General features: G+C 65.2%; 25 protein-coding genes. 16 read left to right on the top strand and 9 right to left on the bottom strand.

Translation table 11 applies throughout. From position 1 onward, the window contains the following. Positions 1–514: 514 nt before the first annotated feature. Positions 515–883, bottom strand: a complete 369-nt coding sequence (locus VQ042_RS04080) for a DUF2019 domain-containing protein (protein WP_331815841.1) — start codon at positions 881–883, stop codon at positions 515–517. 331 nt (positions 884–1,214) lie between these two features. Here VQ042_RS04080 and VQ042_RS04075 point away from each other — a divergent pair, with 331 nt between their 5' ends. The 5 genes from VQ042_RS04075 (at position 1,215) to msrA (ending at position 5,559) form a co-directional block, all read left to right on the top strand. After that, complete coding sequence (locus tag VQ042_RS04075; RefSeq protein WP_331815839.1) at positions 1,215–1,664, top strand: AAC(3)-I family aminoglycoside N-acetyltransferase; 450 nt, start codon at positions 1,215–1,217, stop codon at positions 1,662–1,664. Positions 1,665–2,517: 853 nt separating this feature from the next. Continuing rightward, entirely contained in the window at positions 2,518–3,804 is a 1,287-nt protein-coding gene (locus VQ042_RS04070; RefSeq protein WP_331815837.1) for an Hsp70 family protein, read from the top strand. 263 nt (positions 3,805–4,067) lie between these two features. Beyond that, on the top strand, positions 4,068–4,238 hold the full coding sequence (locus VQ042_RS04065) for a hypothetical protein (RefSeq protein ID WP_331815835.1): 171 nt from the start codon (positions 4,068–4,070) through the stop codon (positions 4,236–4,238). Between the two features lie 65 nt (positions 4,239–4,303). Then, positions 4,304–4,729: a GlcG/HbpS family heme-binding protein gene (locus tag VQ042_RS04060; protein ID WP_331815833.1), complete on the top strand. Its 426-nt coding sequence runs from the start codon at positions 4,304–4,306 to the stop codon at positions 4,727–4,729. A 203-nt stretch (positions 4,730–4,932) separates the two neighbouring features. Further along, positions 4,933–5,559, top strand: coding sequence for a peptide-methionine (S)-S-oxide reductase MsrA (gene msrA, locus VQ042_RS04055; RefSeq protein WP_331815831.1), 627 nt, complete (start codon positions 4,933–4,935; stop codon positions 5,557–5,559). A 156-nt stretch (positions 5,560–5,715) separates the two neighbouring features. Here msrA and VQ042_RS04050 read toward each other — a convergent pair whose 3' ends face one another. Continuing rightward, positions 5,716–6,390, bottom strand: a complete 675-nt coding sequence (locus VQ042_RS04050) for an SDR family oxidoreductase (protein ID WP_331815829.1) — start codon at positions 6,388–6,390, stop codon at positions 5,716–5,718. 237 nt (positions 6,391–6,627) lie between these two features. Between VQ042_RS04050 and dps the strand changes: the two genes are divergently transcribed. Then, the gene (gene dps / locus VQ042_RS04045; RefSeq protein WP_331815827.1) at positions 6,628–7,128 is read left to right on the top strand and encodes a DNA starvation/stationary phase protection protein Dps; all 501 of its coding nucleotides are present in this window, start codon (positions 6,628–6,630) and stop codon (positions 7,126–7,128) included. A gap of 80 nt (positions 7,129–7,208) precedes the next feature. Here dps and fsa read toward each other — a convergent pair whose 3' ends face one another. Continuing rightward, positions 7,209–7,862, bottom strand: a complete 654-nt coding sequence (gene fsa, locus VQ042_RS04040; protein ID WP_331815825.1) for a fructose-6-phosphate aldolase — start codon at positions 7,860–7,862, stop codon at positions 7,209–7,211. Positions 7,863–8,134: 272 nt separating this feature from the next. On the opposite strand from fsa, the gene VQ042_RS04035 reads away from it, so the two are divergent. From VQ042_RS04035 to VQ042_RS03995, 9 genes are all read left to right on the top strand, one after another. Continuing rightward, positions 8,135–10,354 (top strand): primosomal protein N', encoded by a 2,220-nt coding sequence (locus tag VQ042_RS04035; protein ID WP_442880020.1) that lies wholly within the window; start codon positions 8,135–8,137, stop codon positions 10,352–10,354. A 46-nt stretch (positions 10,355–10,400) separates the two neighbouring features. Then, positions 10,401–10,982, top strand: a complete 582-nt coding sequence (locus tag VQ042_RS04030) for a hypothetical protein (protein ID WP_331815821.1) — start codon at positions 10,401–10,403, stop codon at positions 10,980–10,982. A gap of 118 nt (positions 10,983–11,100) precedes the next feature. Next, positions 11,101–12,081 carry a DUF808 domain-containing protein gene (locus VQ042_RS04025; protein ID WP_331815819.1) on the top strand — a complete coding sequence of 327 codons (981 nt, stop codon included), beginning with the start codon at positions 11,101–11,103 and terminating at the stop codon, positions 12,079–12,081. A 118-nt stretch (positions 12,082–12,199) separates the two neighbouring features. Then, on the top strand, positions 12,200–12,595 hold the full coding sequence (locus tag VQ042_RS04020; RefSeq protein WP_331815817.1) for an AGROH133_08824 family phage infection protein: 396 nt from the start codon (positions 12,200–12,202) through the stop codon (positions 12,593–12,595). Between the two features lie 213 nt (positions 12,596–12,808). After that, positions 12,809–13,369, top strand: a complete 561-nt coding sequence (locus tag VQ042_RS04015) for a F0F1 ATP synthase subunit delta (protein WP_331815815.1) — start codon at positions 12,809–12,811, stop codon at positions 13,367–13,369. Beyond that, positions 13,369–14,898: a F0F1 ATP synthase subunit alpha gene (atpA, locus tag VQ042_RS04010; RefSeq protein WP_331815814.1), complete on the top strand. Its 1,530-nt coding sequence runs from the start codon at positions 13,369–13,371 to the stop codon at positions 14,896–14,898. The genes VQ042_RS04015 and atpA overlap by 1 nt, the downstream gene beginning before the upstream one ends. A 67-nt stretch (positions 14,899–14,965) precedes the next feature. Then, positions 14,966–15,835: a F0F1 ATP synthase subunit gamma gene (locus VQ042_RS04005; RefSeq protein ID WP_331815813.1), complete on the top strand. Its 870-nt coding sequence runs from the start codon at positions 14,966–14,968 to the stop codon at positions 15,833–15,835. 21 nt (positions 15,836–15,856) lie between these two features. Next, positions 15,857–17,311: a F0F1 ATP synthase subunit beta gene (gene atpD, locus VQ042_RS04000; protein WP_331815812.1), complete on the top strand. Its 1,455-nt coding sequence runs from the start codon at positions 15,857–15,859 to the stop codon at positions 17,309–17,311. A gap of 105 nt (positions 17,312–17,416) precedes the next feature. Beyond that, positions 17,417–17,821 (top strand): F0F1 ATP synthase subunit epsilon, encoded by a 405-nt coding sequence (locus tag VQ042_RS03995; protein WP_331815811.1) that lies wholly within the window; start codon positions 17,417–17,419, stop codon positions 17,819–17,821. A gap of 95 nt (positions 17,822–17,916) precedes the next feature. Here the strand turns inward: VQ042_RS03995 and VQ042_RS03990 are convergent, their stop codons facing one another. The 6 genes from VQ042_RS03990 to rsfS all read right to left on the bottom strand — a co-directional run bounded on the left by VQ042_RS03990 (position 17,917) and on the right by rsfS (position 24,147). Further along, positions 17,917–18,429: an RNA pyrophosphohydrolase gene (locus VQ042_RS03990; protein ID WP_331815810.1), complete on the bottom strand. Its 513-nt coding sequence runs from the start codon at positions 18,427–18,429 to the stop codon at positions 17,917–17,919. Positions 18,430–18,563: 134 nt separating this feature from the next. Then, a complete protein-coding gene (locus tag VQ042_RS03985; protein WP_331815808.1) occupies positions 18,564–19,706 on the bottom strand; it encodes a divergent polysaccharide deacetylase family protein in 1,143 nt (380 codons plus the stop codon). 163 nt (positions 19,707–19,869) lie between these two features. Further along, positions 19,870–21,210: a S41 family peptidase gene (locus VQ042_RS03980; RefSeq protein WP_331815806.1), complete on the bottom strand. Its 1,341-nt coding sequence runs from the start codon at positions 21,208–21,210 to the stop codon at positions 19,870–19,872. Further along, positions 21,200–22,996: a murein hydrolase activator EnvC family protein gene (locus VQ042_RS03975; RefSeq protein WP_331815804.1), complete on the bottom strand. Its 1,797-nt coding sequence runs from the start codon at positions 22,994–22,996 to the stop codon at positions 21,200–21,202. Before VQ042_RS03975 ends, VQ042_RS03980 begins: the two co-directional genes overlap by 11 nt. A 137-nt stretch (positions 22,997–23,133) precedes the next feature. After that, positions 23,134–23,616: a 23S rRNA (pseudouridine(1915)-N(3))-methyltransferase RlmH gene (gene rlmH / locus VQ042_RS03970; protein WP_331815802.1), complete on the bottom strand. Its 483-nt coding sequence runs from the start codon at positions 23,614–23,616 to the stop codon at positions 23,134–23,136. Positions 23,617–23,727: 111 nt separating this feature from the next. Next, a complete protein-coding gene (rsfS, locus tag VQ042_RS03965; protein ID WP_331815863.1) occupies positions 23,728–24,147 on the bottom strand; it encodes a ribosome silencing factor in 420 nt (139 codons plus the stop codon). Positions 24,148–24,353: 206 nt separating this feature from the next. Here rsfS and VQ042_RS03960 point away from each other — a divergent pair, with 206 nt between their 5' ends. Next, a complete protein-coding gene (locus tag VQ042_RS03960) occupies positions 24,354–25,088 on the top strand; it encodes a DUF4336 domain-containing protein (protein WP_331815800.1) in 735 nt (244 codons plus the stop codon). Positions 25,089–25,327 lie beyond the last annotated feature (239 nt).

The following is a 25,327-nucleotide window of genomic DNA, read 5'->3' as shown; positions in this document are numbered from 1 at the left end:
TACCGCCTCGTCGGACACAGCCATTCCCGCAATCTCCCAATCGAATCAATTGGGAACCCACAGATTCAGTACTTGCACCAAATGTCACGCGCCAACTCACCCGATTGCCCTGGACCGACAAGCCTTGCGCCTTGGCAACCGAACGTGCTCCCCTCAAGATGCGACTGCCTCACCGTGCGACGGCCTCACCGTGCGCCTCTCTCTCCCTGCCTCCTGCAGCGCCTCCCCTCATGGGGCGCCTCCCTCTCCCCCTCTTGGTGAGCCGCCCTCTCCCCCCCTCATGGAGAGCCTGTCGAACCACGAGGGGAACGCTCCAACCACCACGCCTGACACCCCTCGTGGTTCGACAGGCTCACCATGAGGGGTTCCGCAAACGCCTGACTCTGCAAAAGCGCGCTGGACACGCCCGGTAGGCACCCAACCCCGCCGCCACACACATGCCCGCCCCAATCCGCCCCTTATCGGAAGTCCTGAACGCGCCGAACGGCTCTTCCCCCACGAAAACCCGCCCCTCTCATCGCGGAACGAACCGCCCGTCGTCCAGCATCCGCAGCGTCATGCCGACATCCATGGCCTGCGTCCCGGCCTCGTCGCGCGCAATCGCCGCCAGCGCCTGCCGCGCGGCTTCGGGAGCAATCGTCAGCGTTGCATGGGCGGCGTTCAGCCGGACCTGCACATTGCCATCCGCCAGCAACGGCAGCAGCGCCCGCCGCCCGTCCCCGGCGCGATCATTCAGCGTCGTCTCATACGCCAACAGCCGCCGCGCCAGCCGGTTGAACGCCCCGGCGTCATCCGCCGCGATCGCCCGATCCTGCGCCAGTCCGGCCTCCCGCCAGGCTGCAACGATCGCCGCAATCTCGTCCGACCCGCCGCGCCTGCCCATTCCCACCTCCCGCACGCGCCCCGTAGGCCCGCACCGAAAACCGAGACTTTCACCCCTCGTGGTTCGACAGGCTCACCATGAGGGGTTCCTGAAACGCTTCACTCTGCGGAAACGCGCCAGACAAACCCACCACCGACAGACACCCAAAACCTCAACGCCGCGCGCCAACTCCTCCCCCCTCATGGTGAGCCTGTCGAACCACGAGGGGAACGCTCCAGCTTGCCCCGAGCGCGCCTCGTCCTTCGACAGGTTCAGGATGAGGGGCTACTCTGCTGGGGCTGCCGATCATCCGCGAAATCCACGAAAGCCCAATACAAACCTGCACCGCCCCATGACCACCATCCACCTCCTCACCCCCGACGACCTTCCCACCATGCGCACCATGCTGGCCCTGTTCGGCAAGGTATTCGACGAGCCGGACACGTACGGTGCGTCCCCGCCGAGCGACGAATGGCTGGCGCAACTCCTGGCGCGCGACACCTTCGTCGCCCTGGCGGCGATCAGGGACGGCGCCGTGGTCGGCGGTCTGGCCGGCTACATCCTGCCGAAATACGAGCAGGCGCGCAGCGAGGGATACATCTACGACTTGGCGGTGGACGCCGCCCATCGACGCCAGGGGATCGCCACGCGGCTCATCGCGGCCATGACGCGTGAGGCCAAGGCCCGCGGTGCTTGGGTCGTCTTCGTCCAGGCCGACCGCGGCGACGACCCGGCCATCGCCCTCTACACCGGGCTTGGGCAGCGCGAGGACGTGCTGCATTTCGACATTCCGGTCGGCTGATTCCCGGCGCGCACGAAACCTCCCCAAAAAAACTTCTCCCCGCCTGTCTCGCCGCGCGCATCATCGCCACACCGCCGGCCCGCGAAACGGGCGCGAATGATCACCGGGATCGTTCGGGGGCCAAGGGAGCAATCCTGGCGGGCGGTGCCGGTTCAGGTCGCGTCCGGAGCGGCGGAACCGGGCCGGGTGACGGCCGAGCCGGCCTTCCGTTCTGCGGGGAAGGCGGCACGCTGCCGGGCGGGGGGTCATGCTCCTGCCGGCAGCTTCCCGGAACCTGGCGCCCCGGCATGGCCGGCGGCGCCGGGGGAATGGTTCGGCGGCGGGCGGGAATCGAGACCTCGCCCGGTCCTGGGAACCCACCGTGCGGAACGCCGGAGGCGGACCGAACACTTGCTATNGGCGCCCCGGCATGGCCGGCGGCGCCGGGGGAATGGTTCGGCGGCGGGCGGGAATCGAGACCTCGCCCGGTCCTGGGAACCCACCGTGCGGAACGCCGGAGGCGGACCGAACACTTGCTATCGGAGGGTCGGCCTCCGGCGTTCCGTCGCCCGTGACCGGGCGGCCAGACAGGTCCCGCCAGCGCCGCCCGGCGGCCGCGGGACCAAACGGCGCCGTCAGGCTCCGGCCCGGTCGATCCGGGCGCGGACATGCCGCCGCGCGTCCGGCCGGCGCCATCGGCTCGCGCAGGGGCCCGCGCAGGAGACCGGCGCCCGCGGCACGCCCCCATGCGCAATCACCCCGAAAAGCGATTCCGGTTTGCCGGCCGATGCTGTAGACACCGCCGCTTCCACCCCTGCCCTGCCCGTGCCCGCCGGCGATCGGCGCGCCGCCCGATTCCCCCCGCGAGTTGTCCATGCCCCGTTTTCCCGGCCTCGATTTCGGCACCACCAATTCCACCCTCGCTCTGGCCGCGCCCGGCGGCGCGCCGGCGCTGGTGCCGGTGGAGGCCGGCAGCCCGACCATCCCCTCGGCGCTGTTCTTCAGCCTCGAGGATGGCGGCACATATGTGGGCCGCGCCGCCGTCTTCGAATATGTCGACGGCGCCGAGGGCCGCTTCATGCGGGCGCTGAAATCGATCCTCGGCACCTCGCTGATGGCCGAGACCACCCCGATCGGGCGCCAGCGCATGAGCTTCGAGGCGCTGATCGGCCGGTTCCTGCGGCATCTGCGCGAAAAGCTGGAGGCCGAGGCCGCCCGCGCCGGCGACGGGCCCGAGGCCGTGGCCACCGACCGCGTGGTGTTCGGCCGGCCGGTGCAGTTCGTCGACGACGATTCGGCCGCCGACCGCGCCGCCCAGGACCAGCTTGCCGCCGCCGCCCGCGCCGAAGGCTTCGGCCATGTCGAGTTCCAGTTCGAGCCGGTGGCCGCCGCGCTCTATTACGAAAGCACCGTCGCGTCGGAAGAGCTGGCCCTGGTGGTCGACATCGGCGGCGGCACCTCGGACTTTTCGGTCGTGCGCCTGTCGCCCGAGCGTGCGCGGGCCGGTAGCGGCGAGCGGCGGGACGACATCCTCGCCTCGACCGGCGTCCATGTCGGCGGCACCGATTTCGACCGTCTTCTGTCGCTGGCCCGTGTCATGCCGCATTTCGGTATGGGCAGCGCCACCGCCGACGGCAAGCGCCGCCTGCCGGTCTGGTACTTCAACGACATGGCCACCTGGCACCGGGTCAACACGCTCTACACCGCCAAGATCCTGCGCGACATTCGGGGCCTGGCCCGCGAGGCGGCCGAGCCGGACAAGCTCGCCCGCTTCGAGCATCTGCTGGTGCATCGCTCCGGCCATCGCCTGGCCGGCGCCGTCGAGGCCGCCAAGATTGCCCTCACCGACGCCGACGGAGCCGTCATCAAGTTGGCCGAGACCGGGCTGATGCTGGAGGCGCCGGCGACCCGCGCCGCCTTCGAGGAGGCCACTGCCGAGCTGGTCGCCCGCATCGCCGCGGCGATCGACGCCGCCCTGGCCAGCGCCGGTGTCGCGCCGGCGGCGATCGAGACGGTCATCCTGACCGGCGGCGGCGCGCAGGTGCCGGCCGTGCGCGCCGCCGCCACCGCCCGCTTTCCGGACGCCCGCATCGCCCGGTCCGATGCCTTCGGCTCGGTCGGCCTGGGCCTGGCCCTCGACGCCGCCCGCCGCTTCGCCTGAGCGGCACCGGGTGTCCGCTGCTGCGGCGGCAGGGCCACAGCGTGCATGTTTCCGTCCGATTTACCCTGGCGGGTCGGCGCCGGTTAACGAATCTCGGCGATGCTGGGCCATCGGAAACATGCGGTGGGATTGATGGGCAGTTTGCTGGCCAGATGGGGCAAGGCGACGCAGTTCCGGGACAAGCGCCGCGCGCGGCGCGTGCGCACGCGGCTGCGGCCCCAGCGCGTGATGACCATGCGCAGGAAAGTATCACCGATTGCGCCATGGTCGACCGCTCCGAGACCGGCGCCAGGCTGCAGTTCCTCGTGGCGGTCGACCTGCCGCGGATCTTCCTGCTGCAGGATCTCGCCGAGGGCACCACCCACGAGGTCGAGCTGATCTGGAGCAGCCCCGGCCAGGCCGGCGTGCGCTACACCATGCACCCGGCCCCCTGACGCCGCGCACGTGACTCCCTGCCCGCCTGTGCTATCTGCCGGGCGCACGCAACGGAGGGAACACCATGCTGACACTCGACAAGGCCCGCATCATCATCGCCGAAGCCATGAAGATGGGCGCCGCCAAGGGCTTCAAGCCGCTCACCATCGCCGTCCTCGACGCGGGCGGCGCACTGGTCGCCCTCGAGCGCGCCGACGGCTCGTCCCGCATGCGGCCCGACATCGCCATGGGCAAGGCCAACGGCGCCATCGCCCTGGGCATGGGCTCGCGGGCGATCTGGAAGCGGGCCGAGCAGCAGCCCTATTTCATCCAGTCGATGAACGCGCTCGCCAAGGGCGTGCTGGTCCCGGTACCGGGCGGTGTCCTCGTCCGTGGTGAGGGCGGCGTCATCCTCGGCGCCGTCGGCATCACCGGCGACACCTCCGACAATGACGAGGCGGCCGCCACCGCCGGCATCGAGGCCGCCGGCTTCCAGGCCGACGGCGGCTGATCGCCGAACGGCTCCGATGCGGTGAAACGTCTTCGCCGCGTCGGAGCTAGCTGGGCCGGAACCCAAGGTTTTCCTCTGGCCGCCTGAAACAATTCCACTCGCCTCACCGAAGCTTGTGTTGAGCGGGCCGCCTCCGATCGCGCACCAATGGGCACGACAAGAGGGATGGCTGCCCGTGCAGCGACCAGCAAGGGAATGAGACCATGGCAGGAAGAACCGGATTTGCGCTGGCGGGGCTGTTCGCCGCCGCACTCGCCGCAGGGGCCAGCCTCATGCCGGGCGGCGCTGCCGCCCAGAGCACCAAGACGGCGATATTCGCCGGCGGCTGCTTCTGGTGCGTCGAGAGCGATTTCGACCATGTGGCCGGCGTCCTCGACACGACGTCGGGCTATATCGGCGGCGAGAACCAGAACCCCACCTACCAGAACCATCCCGGCCACGTGGAGGCGGTGCGGATCACCTATGATCCGAAGCGCGTCAGCTACGACCAGTTGCTGAACGTCTTCTGGCACTCGGTCGACCCGACGGACGCCGGCGGCCAGTTCTGCGACCGTGGCCATTCCTACACGACCGCGATCTTCGCCACGGATCAGGACCAGCTGCAGAAGGCCAAGGCCTCCAAGGCCGCTGTCGCCAAGGATCTACCGAAGGTGGTCACCCCCATCGCATCCGCCCCGACCTTCTGGCCTGCAGAAGGCTACCACCAGGATTACTACAAGAAGAATTCGCTGAAATATAAATACTACCGCTTCAGCTGCGGTCGCGATGCCAGGATCAGGGACGTCTGGGGCGACAATGCCTTCGAAGGCATCAAGGACGCGATGGGGTAGTCGAACCGCTGCACCCGCTTTCAACGGAGTATCCCGAGAAGCCGGTGAGGTTCACCGCGGCGGTCGCTCACCGGACTGAGGACCATGACTTCGGTGAGCGCACGGACAAAGACTTTCCCGCTGCGGGCGGGGCGCCAGCCCCTGCCCGCGGTCGCCTCACCGCTTCATCGGCTCGATCCAGATTTCGCCGGCCAGGACGTTCTCCGGCTGCGAAATGGCGTAGAGAACGGCACCGGCCACATCATCGGCCTGCATGGCGTCCGGCTTCGGCTGGTCGAAGAACGGGGTATCCACCATGCCCGGTTCGATCAGTGTCACTTTGACGCCGTGCTCGCGCAGTTCCTCGCGCAGGTTCTGCCCATATCCGGTGATCGCCCATTTGGTCGCGCCGTAGATCGATCCCGCCAGGACCTTGCGGCCTGCGATCGAGCCGGTCAGGACGTAATGCCCCTTGGCCGCAACGACCGCGTCATGCGTCGCCTTCACCGTGTACATGGCCCCGAGAATATTGGTGGTCACCATCCGATGCCAGTTGTCTACGTCCCCTCCAGCGGTACCGGATGAATTCGAACCGATGCCGGCATTGGCGAACACCACATCGATCCCGCCGAAGCGGTCAATGACCGCCTCCGCCATCGCCTGCTGGGCGCTGTAGTCCGTCACGTCGCAGGCGACCGCCATCGCCTTGTCCTGGCCGATCTCGGTGACGAGCCCATCGAGCTTGTCCTTGGATCGCGCCGCCAAGGCGACCTGATAGCCGGCAGCGACCGCCCGCCGGGCCGTCGCTGCACCGATCCCTGTCGATGCGCCTGTGATGAGCATGGTCTTCATCGAGAGACTCCGTTTGCAAGAGGCGACAGGGGCATCGCATGCGACATGTGCGCAGTTGGGCCGGTCACATCAATCGGGAAGAGTGGGAGTTGATCCGGCATCTTCAAACGGCCCGTTAATCGTCGCGCCAACTGGTCGCAGATGGAACCGTTATGATCACAGGCGATTATGCGGGAGACCCATAATTCTCGGCTCAGTCCTCTACGAAGCGGAGCGGGCCCACCAGAAGGAGCCACCATGGCCAAAAGCGCAAAAACCAAGATGCACAAGACCATGAACCCGATCTCAGAGAACATCCGCGGGACGATGGTCGACCTCCTGCAGAAGCATCTCGCCACCGCAGTCGACATCACCTATCAGACCAAGCAGGCCCACTGGAACGTAAAGGGCATGAACTTCATCGCCGTGCACAAGCTGTTCGACGAGTTGCACGAGCAGACCGAGGCGTATGTCGACACCATCGCCGAGCGCCTCACGGCGCTCGGCGGCCAGGCCCATGGCACGGTTCAGGCAGCGGCGGAGAATTCCCTGCTGGATCCCTACCCGCTGGATCTCGTGAAGTCCGAGGATCACCTCCGGCGGCTGACCGAGAGCTATTCCAAGTGGAGCGCCGCTGTCGAGAAGGGTATCGAGGAAGCCTCCGAAGCCGGCGACCCGTTGACAGAGGATCTGCTGACGGCCACCGGCCGAGGCCTCGATAAGGCGATCTACTTCATGGAGAGCCATTTCCAGGCTTGAGCCTGGACGGCCTGACGAAGCAGAAAGGGCGGTGTCTGCTGGCACCGCCCTTTCTTTATCTGCCGGTACCGCCCGGTCATTCAGCCGATGGTCTGGCCGGTCTTCTTCCAGTCGGCGAGAAAGGTGTCGAGGCCCTTGTCGGTCAGCGGATGCTTCACGAGGGCCTTGAGCGTTGCCGGCGGGACGGTGGCCACGTCGGCGCCGAGCAGTGCAGCCTCGCGCACATGGTTCGAGGTGCGAATCGAGGCGGCCAGAATTTCGGTTTCGAAGCCGTAATTGTCGTAGATGCGCCGGATATCGGCGATCAGCCCCATGCCGTCGATGTTGATATCGTCGAGCCGACCGATGAAGGGCGAGATGTATGTGGCGCCGGCCTTGGCGGCGAGCAGCGCCTGTACGGCAGAGAAGCAAAGGGTGACGTTGGTCTGGAAACCTTCGTCGGTAAGCTCCTTGCACGCCTTCAGGCCCGCCAGCGTCAGCGGCAGCTTGATACAGACATTGTCGGCGATCGCGGCGAGATGCTTGCCTTCGCGGATCATCTCGTCGGCATCCACCGCCGCGACTTCGGCCGACACGGGTCCGTCGACGATCTCGCAGATTTCGGCGATGATGTCCGACATTGGCCGGTCGGCCTTCATGATCAGCGACGGGTTGGTGGTGACCCCATCGATCAGGCCCGTTTCGGAAAGCTCCCTGATCTCGGAGAGATCGGCGGTATCGACGAAGAATTTCATGGCGCCCTCATTCGGCCTCGGGTGAAAATTCGCCGGATGCATATCAGCCCGGCCCCGGTTTGCGCTACATGCGCCCGACCGCGACGCTCCATATAGGTCGCCGCAGCCGGCGAGAACATGCCGCCCGGCCTTGCAGATGACGAAGGATGCGGCCAGATGATGATTCGGGCCGTTTTCCTTGGCCGGGACCTTCGGGTTTCGACGTCGCGCCTCGGTCCCTAGACTGTCGCGAGGCCTTCGCGATTCGCGGCCCCTTCCGTCGTCGCCCCCGCATGACCAATACGTCCGGACCCCTTCATTTGAACCAGACCGGCCAGCTCTTTGCGACGACCACCGTGCCTGTACTGGTCCCACTGCCGGGCAATCGCCCCTATTCCTATGCGGTGCCTGACGGCATGTCCGTTCGGCCCGGTTCGATCGTTCAGGTGCCGCTCGGCCCCCGTCAGGTCGCCGGAGTCGTCTGGGATGGCGCGACGGACGAGGTCGATCCGCGCAAGCTGCGCGCGATCACGCGTGTATTCGACTGCCCACCCCTCGACCACACGATGCGCCGCTTCATCGACTGGGTGGCCGACTACACGCTTTCGCCGCCGGGGCTCGTTGCGCGCATGGCCCTGCGGGCGCCTGCCGCCTTCGATCCAGAGCCCTGGATCGACGGACTCGCGGTGACCGATACGCCGCCGAGCCGTATGACCGAGACCCGTCAACGGGTCATGGCGACGGCTGCCGAGGCGCCGACCTGGGCCCGGATGGGGCTGGCCCATGCGGCCGGTGTCACTGCGTCTGTTGTCGACGGACTGATCAAGCAGGGCGTCTTTGAGCGCGTTCGCCTGCCGCCGCCCGCGGCGGTTGCCGTGCCGGACACCAACTATGACCGTGCGGACCTCAATGAGGATCAGCGGATCGCGGCCGACGCGCTTTCGGCAATGGTCGCGACCGAGGGTTTCAGCGCGACATTGCTGGAAGGCGTCACGGGGTCAGGCAAGACCGAGGTCTATTTCGAGGCGGTGGCGGCAGCGCTGGAGAAAGGCCGTCAGGTACTGATCCTGCTACCGGAGATCGCCCTTACCCAGAGCTTCATTGACCGGTTTCATGCGCGCTTCGGCGCGCCGCCCGCGGAGTGGCATTCCGACGTGCCGCCCCGCCAGCGCGAGAAGGTCTGGCGCCAGCTCGCCGAAGGTCGCGTCCGCATCGTCGCTGGCGCGCGCTCGGCGTTGTTCCTGCCATTTCAGGATCTCGGCCTCGTCATCGTCGACGAGGAACATGACCCCGCCTACAAGCAGGAGGAACGAACCTTCTACCACGCGCGAGACATGGCGGTTGTCCGGGCTTCGCTCGGAGGATTTCCCGTCATCCTCGCTTCGGCCACGCCGTCGGTGGAGACGCGGGTCAATGCCGCCGCGGGCCGCTACGGCCATGTCCGCCTGACCGGCCGCTTCGCCGAGGCGGCAATGCCGGATCTGTCGCTGATCGACATGCGCAGCACGCCGCCCGCGCGGGGTCGATTCGTTTCCCCCATTCTCGCCAAGGCCATTGCGGAGACCGTCGCGAGAGGCGAACAGGCGCTCCTCTTCCTCAACCGCCGAGGCTATGCGCCTCTGACCCTCTGCCGGGTGTGCGGACACAGGTTTCAGTGCCCCGACTGTTCGACCTGGCTGGTCGACCACCGGCTGCGCGGTCAACTCCAGTGCCATCATTGCGGCTTCGCCGTGCGCCGTCCCGAAGCCTGCCCGGAATGCGGGACGCTCGATCATCTGGTCGCATGTGGTCCGGGTGTGGAGCGCATCGCGGAAGAGATGCTGACAGATTTTCCGGAAGCACGGACCATTCTCCTTTCGTCGGACCTGCCTGGCGGGACGCGCCGCCTGCGCCGCGAACTGGATGCCATCGCTGAAGGGGAAGCCGATATCGTCATCGGCACCCAGCTCGTCGCCAAGGGACACCATTTCCCGATGATGACACTGGTCGGCGCGATCGACGCCGATCTCGGTCTGGCAAATGGCGATCCGCGCGCAGCCGAGCGGACCTTCCAGCTCTTGCATCAGGTGACCGGGCGGGCCGGGCGCAGCGGGGGTCGTGCCAGCCGCGGCATGATACAGACCTGGCAGCCTGAGCACCCGGTGATGCAGGCGATCGCCTCGGGCGATGCGACGCGCTTCTACGAACACGAAATCGCCGAGCGTGAGCGAACGGCCCTGCCGCCCTTCGGGCGCCTTGCCAGCATCATCGTCTCGGCTAACAGCCGCAGGGAGGCCGAGGAATACGGCCGCGAACTGCGTCGCGCCGCGCCTCGGGACGATGCGATCGAGGTTCTGGGGCCAGCCGAAGCACCGTTGGCCGTGCTGCGCGGGCGGCACCGCTTTCGGCTGCTTGTTCACGCACCACGCAAATCGCATATCCAGGCATTCCTGCGTGCCATGATCGCCGCTGCGCCCCGGCCGCGCGGATCGGTGCAGATGCAGGTCGACGTGGACCCGCAAAGCTTTCTATAGAACAAATGGGACAGGCGGGGCGATTACGGACATGAGGGAGGCATCGATGCGTTTGCGGGACGGGTACAATTGGTCGACCGCGGCCGTTATGGCGTGTGCGGTTGGCCTCTGGCTTGTCGCTCCAGCCGGGGCGCAGGACAAACCGTCCGAGGGCGCCGTTCGCCTCGAGACTTCGCCCTTCGCACCGCCCAAGCCCGGACAGACGCCTTCGCTGAATGCGGCCGAGACTCCTCGTGAGTTGACACTCGGGCTGATGCATTGGTTCCCGATCACCAGCCGCTGCACCTTCACCGACCCGAATCGTCATGGCGAGGACGAGGTCCGGGGTGAACCGGCTCCCTTCGTCTTCCTGACCATGGTGGACGGCGGTCACACAGGCCTCGAGCGAGGCTACGTGATGGCGAATGGCCTCGTACGCGAGCTTGAGAAGGGCCGCACCGCCGCGACCAAGGACGGCGCCGTGGTAACGGTGTGGCGCTCGGCCGGCGAACCGCGGATCAACGTCAATCTTTCTATCAGCGTCGTCCGCGACCGGGCAAACGAGACACCGGAATACGAGGGCAGCATGACGGTGTTCTGGGGGGACAAGAAGGAACAGGTGAATATTGCCGGCGAGTGCCGCGGCTGACGACCAGTTCAGGCTATGCTCTGGAACTTTCATCGCGGCGCGCCAGCTTTGCGCCTTCGCGGCTGCGGCATTTCTGCTCAGGACGCATGGATCGTGATTTGAGCAAGAGGCGGACGCCGTGAGTATTGGATTGATCGCTCTGATCGACGACGTGACGGCTCTCGCCAAGGTGGCGGCGGCCTCTCTCGACGATGTCGTGGGACAGGCGGCCAAGGCCGGCACGAAGGCGGCGGGCGTCGTCATCGACGACGCCGCAGTCACGCCGCGATACGTCACCGGCTTCGCGGCCGAGCGCGAACTGCCAATTGTCGGCAAGATCGCCCTCGGATCGTTCAAGAACAAACTGCTCTACCTGCTGCCGATTGCCCTGGTGCTGAGCTACTTCGCGCCTTGGGCGATCACCCCCCTACTCCTGCTGGGCGGGCTATATCTATGCTATGAAGGGGCCGAGAAGGTCTACGAAGCGCTTTTTCCTCACAAGGCCCACGCTCATGAGGAAACGATCGGCGAGGCGGTCAGCGCCAAGACGCGTGAGGATCGCAAGGTCACCAGCGCCATCAAGACCGACTTCATTCTTTCGGCAGAGATCATGGCGATCACACTCTCGGACTTGGGGACCGGTGGCTTCTGGACCCAGGTCATCGTCCTTGCAATCGTCGGTATCGGAGTCACCGTCGTTGTTTACGGCAGCGTGGCGATCATCGTGAAGGCCGACGATGTCGGCGTCGCAATGGCGAGCAGCCAGTCCGGTTCGATCTTTGGCAGCCTGTCCCGCAGAATTGGCCGCGGCCTTGTCATCGGCATGCCGATCTTCCTGAAGGTCCTGACCGTCGTCGGCACCGCGGCGATGATCTGGGTTGGCGGCGGCATCATCGTCCATGGGCTCGAGGGCTACGGTCTTCCCTGGATCGGCCATACGATCGAACATCTTGCGGAGGTTGCGGCACACGCGATGCCAGCCCTTCCTGGCACAGTGCACTGGATCGTTTCGGCCACCGGCGCCGGTATCGTCGGACTGGTCATCGGCGCGGCACTGATTCCTGTCATCGGCTACATCGTCGCGCCGGCCTGGAAACGGATCACCGCGCTCTTTCCCTGAGCGCGGACGCATCGGGCGAACGACCTACAGAGTCGCCGGCCAGTTTGCCGTGCCTTCCACCGTCGCCAGCGCATCGGTATAAGCTGCCAGCCTTGCCGATCACGCCGATGGAGACCCGATGGATTTCGCCCTGCCGCAGACCAACGCCGACTTGCTGCCATTCGCGGCAGCCTGCGCCACCATCCTCTTCGGCCTCGTCGCACTTTTCGCGCCGCGAATCACCCTGCGGCTCCTGCGCCTCGAAACCCGTCAGACGCATCCCGAGGCGGTGGCGGAGGCACGCGCCACCATTGCGGGCTTCTGGCTCGGGGTCGGCATCGTCACTGCGGCATTCTACAATCAACCGTTCGTGCAGATGGCGCTGGGTGCCGGCTGGCTGTTCACCGGTTTCGGTCGCTTTGTATCCATCCTGTCGGACCGCGGCGCGACGATCTTCAACTGGGTGATGCTCGTCCTCGCGCTGGCACTGGCCGCCGCTGCCTTGGCGCCGGTCTTCGGGTTCATCCCCAACTGACGGGATAGCGGGCCTAATTGGGGCGCAAAGCCTGCGGAAGTCGTGTTGTGGCCGGGAAAGCCTCATGCTAGAGGGTCCCCTGTCTTCGGAAAGGCAATGCGGCTTGCTCGCTCGCCCTTCGGTATTCAATTAACGGTTTCAAGATTTTGGGGCGATCTCGCTTCGGGGCGCAACGAATAGCTTGAACGGAACGCGAAAGAGAAACGGTCGTCCGTGGCACAATCATCCTCTCCCGTTTCGGGGGTCGCAGACCGCTACGCCCAGTCCCTTTTCGAACTCGCACGTGATAACGGCGCGGTCGAAACCGTCGAGTCCGAGCTCGATGCCTTCCAGGGGCTGATCGACGAAAGCGCCGACTTCCGGCGGCTGGTCGAGAGCCCGGCCTTCACATCGGATGAGCAGTTGAAGGCGATCGGTGCCGTGGTGGCGTCGGTGAAGCCCAGCGAGCTCACCGGCAATTTTCTGCGTGTCGTCGCGGCCAACCGCCGCCTGTTCGCCCTTCCCGGCATGGTCCGTGGCTTCCGCAAGATGGCAGCTGATCACCGCGGCGAGATCGTTGCGGAAGTGACCAGCGCCCACGCTTTGTCCGACGAGCAGCGCAGGCAGCTCTCAGAGGCAGTCGGCTCCTATGCCGGCAAGACCGTGACCATGCGCGAAAGCGTCGACCCGGCAATTCTCGGCGGACTGGTTGTCCGGATCGGGTCGCGCCAGATCGACACCTCGCTTCGCACCAAACTCAATTCGCTTAAGCTTGCACTGAAAGAGGTCGGCTGATGGACATCCGCGCCGCGGAAATTTCCGCAATCCTCAAGGACCAGATCAAGAACTTCGGTTCCGAGGCGGAAGTCTCGGAAGTCGGACAGGTTCTGTCGGTCGGTGATGGCATCGCCCGCGTCTACGGGCTCGACAATTGCCAGGCCGGCGAGATGGTCGAGTTTCCCGGCGGCATCCAGGGCATGGCCCTGAACCTGGAAGCCGACAATGTCGGCGTCGTCATCTTCGGCTCCGACCGGGCCATCAAGGAAGGCGACACCGTCAAGCGTACCGGCAACATCGTCGAAGTGCCGGTCGGCAAGGGCCTTCTCGGCCGCGTCGTCGACGGCCTCGGCAACCCGATCGACGGCAAGGGCCCGATCGAGTCGACCGAGCGTCGCCGGGTCGACGTCAAGGCGCCGGGAATCATCCCGCGCAAGTCCGTGCATGAGCCGATGTCGACTGGTCTGAAGTCCATCGACGCACTGATCCCGATCGGTCGCGGCCAGCGCGAACTGGTCATCGGCGATCGCCAGACCGGCAAGACCGCCATCCTGCTGGACACGTTCCTGAACCAGAAGCCGGCGCACGACGAGAACCGCGAAGCCGACAAGCTCTATTGCATCTATGTCGCTGTCGGGCAGAAGCGTTCGACCGTCGCGCAGTTCGTCCGCACCCTCGAGGAGCGCGGCGCGATGGAATATTCCGTCGTCATCGCTGCGACCGCATCCGATCCGGCGCCGATGCAGTACATCGCCCCGTTCACGGGCTGCGCCATCGGCGAGTTTTTCCGCGACAACGCTATGCACGCCGTGATCGGCTATGACGATCTGTCGAAGCAGGCCGTCGCCTACCGCCAGATGTCGCTGCTGCTGCGTCGTCCGCCCGGCCGCGAAGCCTATCCCGGCGACGTCTTCTACCTGCATTCGCGTCTTCTGGAGCGCGCCGCCAAGCTCAACGACGAGCTCGGTGCCGGTTCATTGACCGCCCTGCCGGTCATCGAGACCCAGGCCGGCGACGTGTCGGCCTATATCCCGACCAACGTGATCTCGATCACAGACGGCCAGATCTTCCTCGAGACGACCCTGTTCTTCCAGGGCATTCGTCCTGCGGTGAACGTCGGCCTCTCGGTCAGCCGCGTCGGTTCGGCGGCACAGATCAAGGCGATGAAGCAGGTCGCCGGCTCGATCAAGGGCGAGCTCGCCCAGTATCGCGAGATGGCGGCGTTCGCGCAGTTCGGCTCCGATCTCGACGCCGCGACCCAGCGTCTCCTCAATCGCGGTGCGCGCCTGACGGAACTGCTGAAGCAGCCCCAGTTCTCGCCGCTCAAGACCGAAGAGCAGGTGGCGGTGATCTTCGCCGGCACCCAGGGTTATCTCGACAAGCTTCGGGTCGACCAGGTCGGTGAGTTTGAGGAGGGTCTGCTCACGTCCCTGCGCAACGAGCACAAGGACGTGCTCGACCAGATCGCCACCGAAAAGGCGCTCTCGGACGACCTCCGTGCCAAGTTGAAGTCGGCGATCGACAGTTTCGCCAAGAGCTTCGCCTGAGCCAGAAAACCTGCCTGAGCTTCGCCCATTCGGGCGAAGCCAAGCCAGCGGGAGATAGCGCCAAGCCATGGCATCCCTGAAGGATCTGCGGAACCGCATCGCGTCGGTGAAGTCCACGCAGAAGATCACCAAGGCCATGCAGATGGTCGCGGCGGCCAAGCTGCGCCGGGCGGAAGAAGCTGCGCAGGCTGCGCGGCCCTATTCCGACCGCATGGCCACGGTCCTCGCCAACATTGCGGGTGCCATCGAGGGCGATGGTCCCCCGCTGATGGTCGGCAACGGCAAGGACGACGTGCATCTGCTCGTCGTCTGCACTGCCGATCGCGGCCTGTGCGGCGGCTTCAACTCGTCCATCGTCAAGCTGGCCCGCGCTCATCAGCGCGAGCTGGAGGCAGCCGGCAAGACCGTGAAGTTCATGGTCGTCGGCAAGAAGGGCTGGGACCAGATGCGCCGCGACCTGGCGTCGAAGGTTGTCGAGCGGACAGACCTGCGCGAAGCCAAGCGCGTCGGCTTCGAACATGCCGAGGCAATCGGCCAGACGATCATCGACCTGTTCGAGAAGGGCGAGTTCGATGTCTGTTCGGTCTTCTACTCGGCATTCCAGAACGTCGTCACGCAGATCCCGAGCCGCCAGCGTCTGATCCCCGCGTCAGTCGACACGGATGCCGCGGACGCCACATCCACAATCTACGAATACGAGCCTGAGCCGGGCCAGATCCTCGAGGAACTGATCCCGCGCAACATCAAGATCCAGATTCTGCATGCGCTACTGGAGAATGCCGCGTCCGAGCAGGGTGCGCGGATGTCGGCAATGGATAATGCTACGCGAAACGCCGGTGACATGATCGACCGCCTTTCGGTCTCCTACAATCGGCAGCGTCAGGCGCAGATCACGACGGAACTGGTCGAAATCATTTCGGGCGCCGAGGCGCTCTAGGTATCTGAGAGGAGGCCACCGATGGCTGACAACACAAATAATACCGGCTCGACGGGCCGCGTCGCACAGGTCATCGGCGCCGTCGTCGACGTCGAGTTCGATGGCAACCTGCCGGCGATTCTGAACGCGCTTGAGTGCGACAACCATGGCACTCGCCTGGTTCTCGAGGTCGCACAGCATCTTGGTGAGAACACCGTCCGCACCATCGCCATGGACCTGACTGAAGGTCTGGTACGTGGCCAGCCTGTCACCGACACGGGCGGCCCGATCGAGGTTCCCGTCGGCGACGGCACCCTCGGCCGCATCATGAACGTCATCGGCGAGCCGATCGATGAGGTCGGACCGATCCAGTACGAGAAGAAGCGCGGCATCCACCAGGAAGCCCCTGCCTATATCGAGCAGTCGCCGGAATCGCAGATCCTTGTTACTGGCATCAAGGTCATCGACCTGCTGGCACCCTACGCTCGCGGCGGCAAGATCGGCCTGTTCGGCGGCGCCGGCGTCGGTAAGACCGTGCTGATCCAGGAACTGATCAACAACGTCGCCAAGGCACATGGTGGTTACTCGGTGTTCGCCGGCGTCGGCGAGCGCACCCGCGAAGGCAACGATCTCTACCACGAGATGATCGAGTCCGGCGTGAACAAGGACCCGCACGAGAACAACGGCTCGGCCGAAGGCTCCAAGGCAGCACTCGTCTACGGCCAGATGAACGAGCCTCCCGGTGCCCGTGCCCGCGTTGCGCTCACCGGCCTGACGATCGCCGAGCATTTCCGCGACCAGGGCATGGACGTGCTGTTCTTCGTCGACAACATTTTCCGCTTCACCCAGGCGGGCTCGGAAGTGTCGGCACTTCTCGGCCGCATTCCCTCGGCGGTGGGCTATCAGCCGACGCTTGCCACCGACATGGGCCAGATGCAGGAGCGCATCACGACCACCAACAAGGGCTCGATCACCTCGGTTCAGGCCATCTACGTGCCTGCCGACGATCTGACCGACCCGGCGCCGGCGACGTCCTTCGCCCATCTGGATGCGACGACCGTGCTGAACCGCGCGATCTCGGAGAAGGGCATCTACCCCGCTGTGGATCCGCTGGACTCCAACTCGCGCATGCTGTCGCCGATGATCATCGGCGAGGAGCACTATGATGTGGCTCGCCGCGTCCAGGAAATCCTGCAGAAGTACAAGTCGCTGCAGGACATCATTGCCATTCTCGGCATGGACGAGTTGTCCGAAGAGGACAAGCTGACGGTGGCGCGGGCCCGCAAGATCGAGCGCTTCCTGTCGCAGCCGTTCTTCGTCGCCGAGGTCTTCACCGGCGCGCCAGGCCAGCTTGTACCGCTGGAAGACACGATCAAGTCGTTCAAGGGCCTCGTTGCCGGCGAATACGACCATCTGCCGGAAGCTGCCTTCTACATGGTCGGCTCCATCGAGATGGCCGTCGAAAAGGCCCAGCGCCTGGCTGCGGAAGCCGCGTAGGACTTCTCGACCGACGTCAGGAAAGCGGGCTTTTGATCCGCTTTCCCCCATCCATGAAGTGCTCTGACGTCGCCGTAGGCGCAGAGCCAGACAGGCAAGCGACAGATGGCTGACAGCTTCCAGTTCGAACTCGTCTCTCCCGAACGGCTGCTCCTGTCGGAAGCAGTGACTGCCGTTAACGTACCGGGTGCAGAAGGCTACTTTACGGTCATGGCGCACCACGCCCCGGTCATGACGACGCTGAAGCCCGGCGTGGTTGTGGCAACGCTCGAAGGTGGCGCGGAACAGCGGATCTTTGTTCGCGGCGGATTCGCCGACGTCAACGAGGCCGGTTTCACGCTTCTTGCCGAGCGCGCCACGCCGGTCGAGGAACTGGACAGCGTCGAGCTCGACAGCCAGATCCGCGACGCCGAAGAAGATGTCGCAGACGCCGAGACGCCGGAAGCCAAGGCGAAGGCTCAGCATGCACTGGAGCAGCTCAGGGAAGCCCGCAGCGCCATCGGCGTCTGATAGGCCAACCGCATACGACAGACATGAAAAAGGCCGGCGCAATGCCGGCCTTTTTCATGTCTGCTATTTGTTCGAGTTTCTTGATGGCGTGAAGCTCAGGCCGTCAAATGCCGGAAGGCGTCGAAGACCTTGCCGTAGACCTCGCGCTTGAAGGGGACGATGAGTTCGAGGACTTCCGCTGCCGGCTTCCATGCCCAGTCGTCGAACTCGGCGGCGTGGGCGTCCGGCGGTGGATTGATGGCGATCTCGCTCTCGTCCCCCTCGAAACGGAACGCAAACCAGCGCTGGGTCTGCCCTCTGAACCGTCCCTTGAAAGCGACTCCGACCAGTTCGGGCGGCAGGTCATAGTCGATCCAGTCAGCCGCCTCATGGAGCAGCGAGACGGAACGCATGCCGGTTTCCTCATAAAGTTCCCGCCTGGCGGCTGGCAGCGGTTCTTCACCCTTGTCGATGCCCCCCTGGGGCATCTGCCAGAGCTGCGTCGCTCCGGACATCTCGCCCTGATCCTCGATCAACCGCCGGCCTACCCAGACAAGGCCTTCGCTGTTCAGCACCATGATGCCGACGCAGGGCCGGTAGGGTAGGTTCTCGAATTCGATCGGCTTCATGTTCACCCGTTCCGCGTTAGCGGGAGCAGCCGCTCCCCTCTCCCGCTGTTATCGTGCGGCCGTCGCAGGGAACAAGGGCTGCCAGAATTGCGCGCTGCGAACGGTGGCGGATTAGGCCGGTGTGATTAACGGTATCAGCGCCGCTCGGGGTCGTTGGCGAGTGCGGAAAGTGGCACGATCTCGACTCCGCGGCCTCTCGCCTCGCCAATCCATTCGGCAATGCTGGCGACACTGACGTCGAAGGCGGAGGCAACACCGATCGCGGCCCCCTCGGCACGAGCAATGCGTTCCAGGGTATCGAGCTGGCCACGAATGTCGACAGGGTTCTGGGTCCGATCGATGACCAGATCGGACACCGCCGACGGCACGTTCTGAAGTTGCGCAGTATCTGTGGCGACCGAGCGCAGGGAAGAGGCATCGTCGAGATACATCAGACCGCGACGGCCGAGCTCCGCGATCAGTTGTTCCATGGCCTCGGGGTCACCGGTGAAACGCCCCCCCATATAGTTCATGACGCCGACATAATTGGTGATGGCGGAGAGTGAAGCGTGAAGAGCCGCAAAGTCGCCGGCGGCGGCGTCAGCCACGGTCAGCGTGTTCTCGCCCGGATCGGCCTGTGGATAGCCCACCGGTTCCAACGGAACCTGCAGAACGAGTTCATGGCCTGTTCGACGAGCCTCCTGCATCCAACGATCGAGACTGTTGCCGGCTGGCGAGAAGCCGAAAGTAACGCCGGCAGGCAGCGTGCCGATGGCGTTCATCGTTCCGGTCTGGCTGATACCGAGACCACCCACCACGATGGCGATGCGGGTGCCGGGCTTGCCGCTCCAGGCGCCCGCATAGACGTCGAAAGGGCGTCGTCCATCCGTGCCTCGAACGGGCAGCGGGCCATAGGCACTGTCTTCGATCAAGGCGTCGTCAGGAAGATGCGCGGTACTCGGGCTCTGCCTGAGAATCTCCGGATCTTCGACCCGAAAGCCGACACCGCCGCGCGGTGACGGCGGGGCAGTATCCAACCCAGAGATCACCACCGGAAGCGGTTGTCGAGTAACAGGTGCAGTCGCCGGCACCGCGGCGCCTGCCGCCTCGGTGGACGGCGCGGCATATCGGTCGACCATCCGCCGCTCGGGCTGGCCGAGGAGCGCGATTGCAACCGAGCCGGCCAGGATCGTCGATGCCAGGCACGCCAGACCCACCGTGGAAGCAGCCGGACGGCGCCGCCGGACGATGCCGTCGTCAAGGTCGAGACCGAGGGGCTGGTAGAGGGAGCCACGCATACCCCCGTCTATCCGGCGAAGCTGGATCGGAGCTCACTGCACTGCAGAACGAGCGGTGTACGGTCCCCCAACCCCATTACGCAGAAGGCCCGGCCGTGCACAACGCACGACCGGGCCTGATCTGTTGCCAGCGCGGCGGCGGTAAGTGCCGCCCGCTATCTACTCAGTTGGCGGCGTTCGCTTCCTGCTTGGGCGGGAACATCGCATTCGACTTGACGCCGTTCAGGAGGTCCAGCGCGTACTGCAACTGCAGATCGTCTTTCTCCTCCGGCGGCACGTAGTCGAGCGAGCCGGAGCCCTCATCGGTTTCCTCGTTGCCGGTGATGTGGCCGCGCAGCGAGGATTCGCCCCGTGTCAGGTCGTCCTCCGCGTCGAGGCCCATCTGCTCGCGGATTTCCGGCGGCAGCGGCTGTTCGACGCCGATGTCCGGATCGATACCCCGTCCTTGGATCGAGCGGCCGGACGGCGTGTAGTACAGGGCCGTGGTCAGCCGCAGTGCGCCGTTTGCGCCGAGCGGGATGATCGTCTGCACCGATCCCTTGCCGAAGGAACGCGAGCCCACGATGGTCGCGCGGCGCTGATCCTGCAGGGCGCCGGCCACGATCTCCGAAGCCGAAGCCGATCCGCCATTGACCAGGACGACCAGCGGCTTGCCGTTGATCTCGTCGCCACTGCGAGCGTTGTAGCGACGGGTCTCGTCGGCGTTGCGCCCACGGGTGGAGACGATCTCTCCCTTGCCCAGGAATGCGTCTGAGACCGATACCGCCTCGTCGAGAAGGCCGCCCGGATTGCGACGCAGGTCAAGGACGTAGCCCTTCACCTTGTCGGCGCCGATCTTCTCCTCGATATCGGCGATGGATTCCTCCAGCCCGATCGTGGTCTGCTCGTTGAACTTCATCAGCTTGATGTAGCCGATGTCGCCCTTCACCGAATGTCGCACGGACGGGACCTTGATCTCGTCGCGGGTGACGGTGAGGCGCACCGGCTTATTGGCGCCTTCGCGGATAATGACGAGATCGACGCTGGTGCCGATATCGCCCTTCATCCGGTCGACGGCCTCGGCGAGTGTCAGACCGCGAACCTGCTCGCCATCAATCTCGGCAATGAGATCGCCAGCGAGAATACCCGCCTTGTCGGCCGGCGTGCCGTCGAAGGGAGACACGACCTTGACCAGTTCGTCCTCCATGGTGACCTCGATACCGAGACCGCCAAACTGGCCTCGGGTTTCGGTCCGCATGTCGGCCGCCTGTTCCGCATTCATGTAGCTCGAATGCGGATCGAGCGAGGTGAGCATGCCGTTGATGGCCGTCTCGACCAGCTTCTGATCGTCCGGTTCATCGACATACTGGGCGCGAACCCGTTCGAACACATCGCCGAAGATCGCGAGCTGCCGATAGGTGTCGGAGCCCGCAGCATTGGCGGCACCGGCATTCTGACCGACCACGGTCATTGCCGTTGCCCCCATCAGCGCCCCGGCAAAGAGTATCGAGAGCTTACGAATCATTCCTCGTCCTTCCAGAGGGTTGGTCGATCCACCATGGTGACGGATCCACCGGCTTTCCGTCTTTTCGGAACTCGACGTAGAGCGCGGGCTCCGAGACGCCGAATTCGGCGACTGCAATACTCGCGAGACGCTTGGCTCCCATCGTCGCGACGGGTTCCCCGGCCGAAACGAACGAGCCCGGTTCCACATCGATCCGAGCCATTCCAGCCAACACCACATGATAGCCATCGCCGGCGTCAAGGATCAATAGCTGACCGTAGGAGCGAAAGGGTCCAGCGTAGAGGACAGTCGCATCTGCCGGCGCGGTGACCACGTCCTGCGTCCGGGCGGCGAATGAGGCTCCTGTGGTCTCGCGACCGATGTCGTCCTTCTCCCCGAATCCGATGAGCTGCTTGCCAGCCACCGGTCTCGACAATCGTTTTTTCATTGTCGAAAATGCGGCAGATGGCGCGAGTCGCGGCGCCTGACGCCGAAGTGAAGCGATATCGTAGCTCGGCGCGGACGAATTGGCGACGCCAGGCCGAGACGCTTGTTGCGTCGAAGGCTCGAGTGCAGCCACTTCCATCTCCTCTTCTGCGCCTTCTTCCAGCACTTCTATCTGGGCGCTCTCCCCCCCACGATGCTGATCGATTTCGGCCGAAGCGAGTGCCGATCCGTCGCCTGGGACCTCCTGCGGCGCTTCGTCGCCGGGCCTCGGCACTTCAGCATCGGCTGTCGCAATCGCTTCGGAGCCCTTGTCAGCGTCCAGCCGGGCCAAGCGCCGGGTCTTCGCTGCCTCCAACTCGCGATCGAGACGCTCCGCCTCGAGCCGAACAGCCTGTTCGCGGGCTTGGCGGTCTGCGGCAAGGCGGGCCGCGGCTTTCGCCTCGGCCTCGGCGGCGAGGCGCTTGGCCTCCGCTACCCGCTCGGCCTCCTCGGTCGCCCTTGCCTGCTCGACGTCGGCTTGCAGCGAGGCGATGAGGTCCTTGAGGTCGGTCGCCTGCGCTGCAAGATCGGCCGCGCGAGTCGCCTCAGCTGCCCGGCGATCGCGATTGGCGGCCTCCAGCCGCTGCTTCTCGGCGATCAGCCGCTCCAGCCGCTGTTCTTCCTCCCGATGTCGGATCAACTGCGAGGCAAACCGCTGCTTTTCAGCGGCGATCGCTGCCCGGACCGTGGCCAGCCGTTCGAGATCGGCGATCAGGACGGTGGTTTGCTCGTGAATGGCAGGAACGACGGCTCCGAGCAGGATGGCACTGCGAACCGAGCCAAGCGCGTCGTTGGGCTTGACCAGCAACGCGGGCGGCGGTTTGCGCCCCATTCTCTCCAACGCCCCGAGCACCTGCGCGAGGAGGCCGCGACGCTCGCGCAGGGAGACCTTGATCGTCCCTTCCTCGGTCGCCAGCGCATCGACGCGCTCTTCGGTTGCGGCGATCTCGCGGCTGACGGTCTTCTGCGCCTCGGCCGCCGCGATCATCGCCGCACGCACTCGGCCCCGGTCTTCGGCGAGCGCTGCAATCTCCGCGTCCAGCGTGCGGATGGTATCCTCTGAAAGCTCGATGCTCTGGGACAGGGCGGCCAGGTCGGCGGCCGTCTGGCGTCGCTGGCGCTCCAGAAGGTCGGAGCTAGCCGGCTTGACCGAGCCGACGTGGACCGGATCCAGGCCAGATCGATCGGATGACGCCGATCCATCCTCCGGCAGGGCAGCGGATGAAATGGGATAGAGCGCAGCACAGGCGCACAGCATCGCGGCAGTGATCCGCCACCACCGGTGCCCGCTTCCCTCAGCGCCTGTCCGTCCTTCGATCAAGACTGCCCTTTCCCACGCGCATCGCTGGAATGTCATAGCTGATTTGGAAGATAGAATCAGGCCGTTAACAAGCGATCAACCATCGTCGCCCGGCTTGGCAGGCGCCGATGTGACGCCACACCTCCTGCGCCGCTGGATCAGCTGCGATGATAGGGATGGCCGGCAAGGATCGTCGCGGCTCGATAGAGTTGCTCGGCAATCAGAATGCGGGCGATCTGATGAGGATAGGTCAGGCGACCGAGCGACAGGGAAAGGTCGGCCGCAGACCTCAGCGTCTCGTCGTGGCCGTCGGGCCCGCCGATGAGGATCGCGGCGTCGCGGCGTCCGGCATCGCGAAAACCGGCCAATGCGGATGCGAATTCCTCCGACGACAGGGTTCTGCCGCGTTCGTCGAGAACGATGCGCACACTGCCTTCCGCTAGAGGCACCGTCAGCCGTCCTGCCTCGTCGCGCTTGCGCTCCGAAACGGTGGACAATCGTGATTCGGGAAACTCCGACAGGCCGGAGAAATCCAGCCCCAGCGTACCGCCAGTTTTTTTGAGACGATCGAGATAGCGATCTGCGAGCTCTCGCTCCGGACCGGCCTTCATCCTCCCGATGGCCGCAATGCTCAGCCGCATCGCCCGAGCTCCCTCTCGGCCGAAGCCTTCTTGTCGTAATACTCCTTGCCGCCGGCAGCGAGCTGCCAGCGTGCCAAGGAACAGCGGCGCCCCGTTCGGGAGGCGCAGAGACTAGTGTACCGTCGATTCCCCAGTGTCGCCGACCGTCCACATCTTCTCGATATTGTAGAAGCTGCGGACTTCGGGACGGAAGATATGGACGATGATGTCGCCCGTATCGATCAGTACCCAGTCGCCGTTCTGCAGGCCTTCGACCTTCATATGTGACCCGAAGCCTTCCTGCTTTAGGTCGCGGAGAAGATTGCCGGCAACGGCGCTGACATGACGGTTCGATCGACCGGAGACGATCACCATGTGATCGGCCAGTGCCGATTTGCCCTTCATGTCGATGGAGACGATGTCCTCGCCCTTCGAATCTTCCAGACTCGAAGTCACGAGATCGATTGCGGACCGGCCAACCGTTGCATCGGTGGCGGGCGCGTCAGAAGGAGAGGTCTGAAAGACGTCCTTCGCTTCAGCCGCAGGTCTCAGTGTCGTTTTCCCTTTCCACGGGCGCGGACCGCAGCCTTGATTGGCCGAGATCTACCCGCATCTATGCAGCCATACGTGTCCGTTTCAAGACGTGGCCCGGAACTTCCGTGCCTATGGTTGCGCTTAGCGTCGATCGGAAACCGATCAGCCATCGTGAGTCTCAGGCAAGGACAACAGCACGTCCCTGCCCCTTCAAGCGGTCAGCCATGTCCGACATGCGTGTCCTCTATCCACCGACCGACACCCTCAAGCCGGTCGCTGACAACCTCTGGATTGTCGACAGCGGACCGGTGAAGCCGTTCGGGCTGGCCCTCCCTGTCCGCATGACGGTCGTCCAACTCGCCGATGACAGCTTGTTACTGCACTCACCGACGCGAGTGACCGACGCCTTGCAGGCGGAGCTGGAGGCGATCGGAGACGTGGCTCATCTGGTCGCGCCAAGCAGTGGACACTGGCTCCATGTGCAGGAATGGCAGAAACGATTTCCAAGGGCCCTCGCCTGGGCGACGCCGGGTCTGCGAAACCGCATTCCGGTCCGCCGTTCGGGGGTGCGTTTCGATCGCGATCTCTCTGCGGGGATCGAAGGTTGGCCGCGTGAGATCGAGCAGATCCTTGTCCCCGGTATTGGCGGCTTTGCCGAAACCGCCATGTTCCACCATGCAAGCCGAACTCTGCTGCTCGCCGATCTCGTCCAGAATCTGCAGGCGAACAGGCTGCAGTGGCTGGCGCGTCCGCTCGCGAAGCTTGCAGGCGTGACCGCGCCCCGTGGCCGGGCGCCGGTCTATCTGCGGGCGATCGTCCGGGCGAAGGGGGAGGTTGCGAGAGAGGCTGCCCGCCGTCTCGTCGACCTCAACCCGGAACGCGTGATCTTTGCGCACGGCGCCTGGTTCGATCGCGACGCGACGGCGCGGCTGCGGCAGGCTCTCGGCTGGCTGCTGTGATAGCTGCATGCATGTTGGACCGGCAGGCGTGCAATTTGTGCCGAAACCGACTATCTGGCGGGAGATGCATGCGCGGATGGCGGCAATCCCGAGGCGACCGGTCGGCTGAACCGAGCGACGATCGACGCGCCATCCCTGCCTTTCATGATCAGCCCTCCCACCATGTGGGCCAACATCGTTTTGACCTGGAGAAGTTTCTCGTGAGCGCGACCGCCGACACCCTGCCGCCTGAGGCCAAT

The organism is Aurantimonas sp. A2-1-M11 (genome assembly GCF_036549475.1).
GTDB lineage: Bacteria > Pseudomonadota > Alphaproteobacteria > Rhizobiales > Rhizobiaceae > Aurantimonas.
The sequence above is the reverse complement of the archived record's forward strand: the minus strand, read 5'-3'. Positions and strand labels throughout refer to the sequence as shown.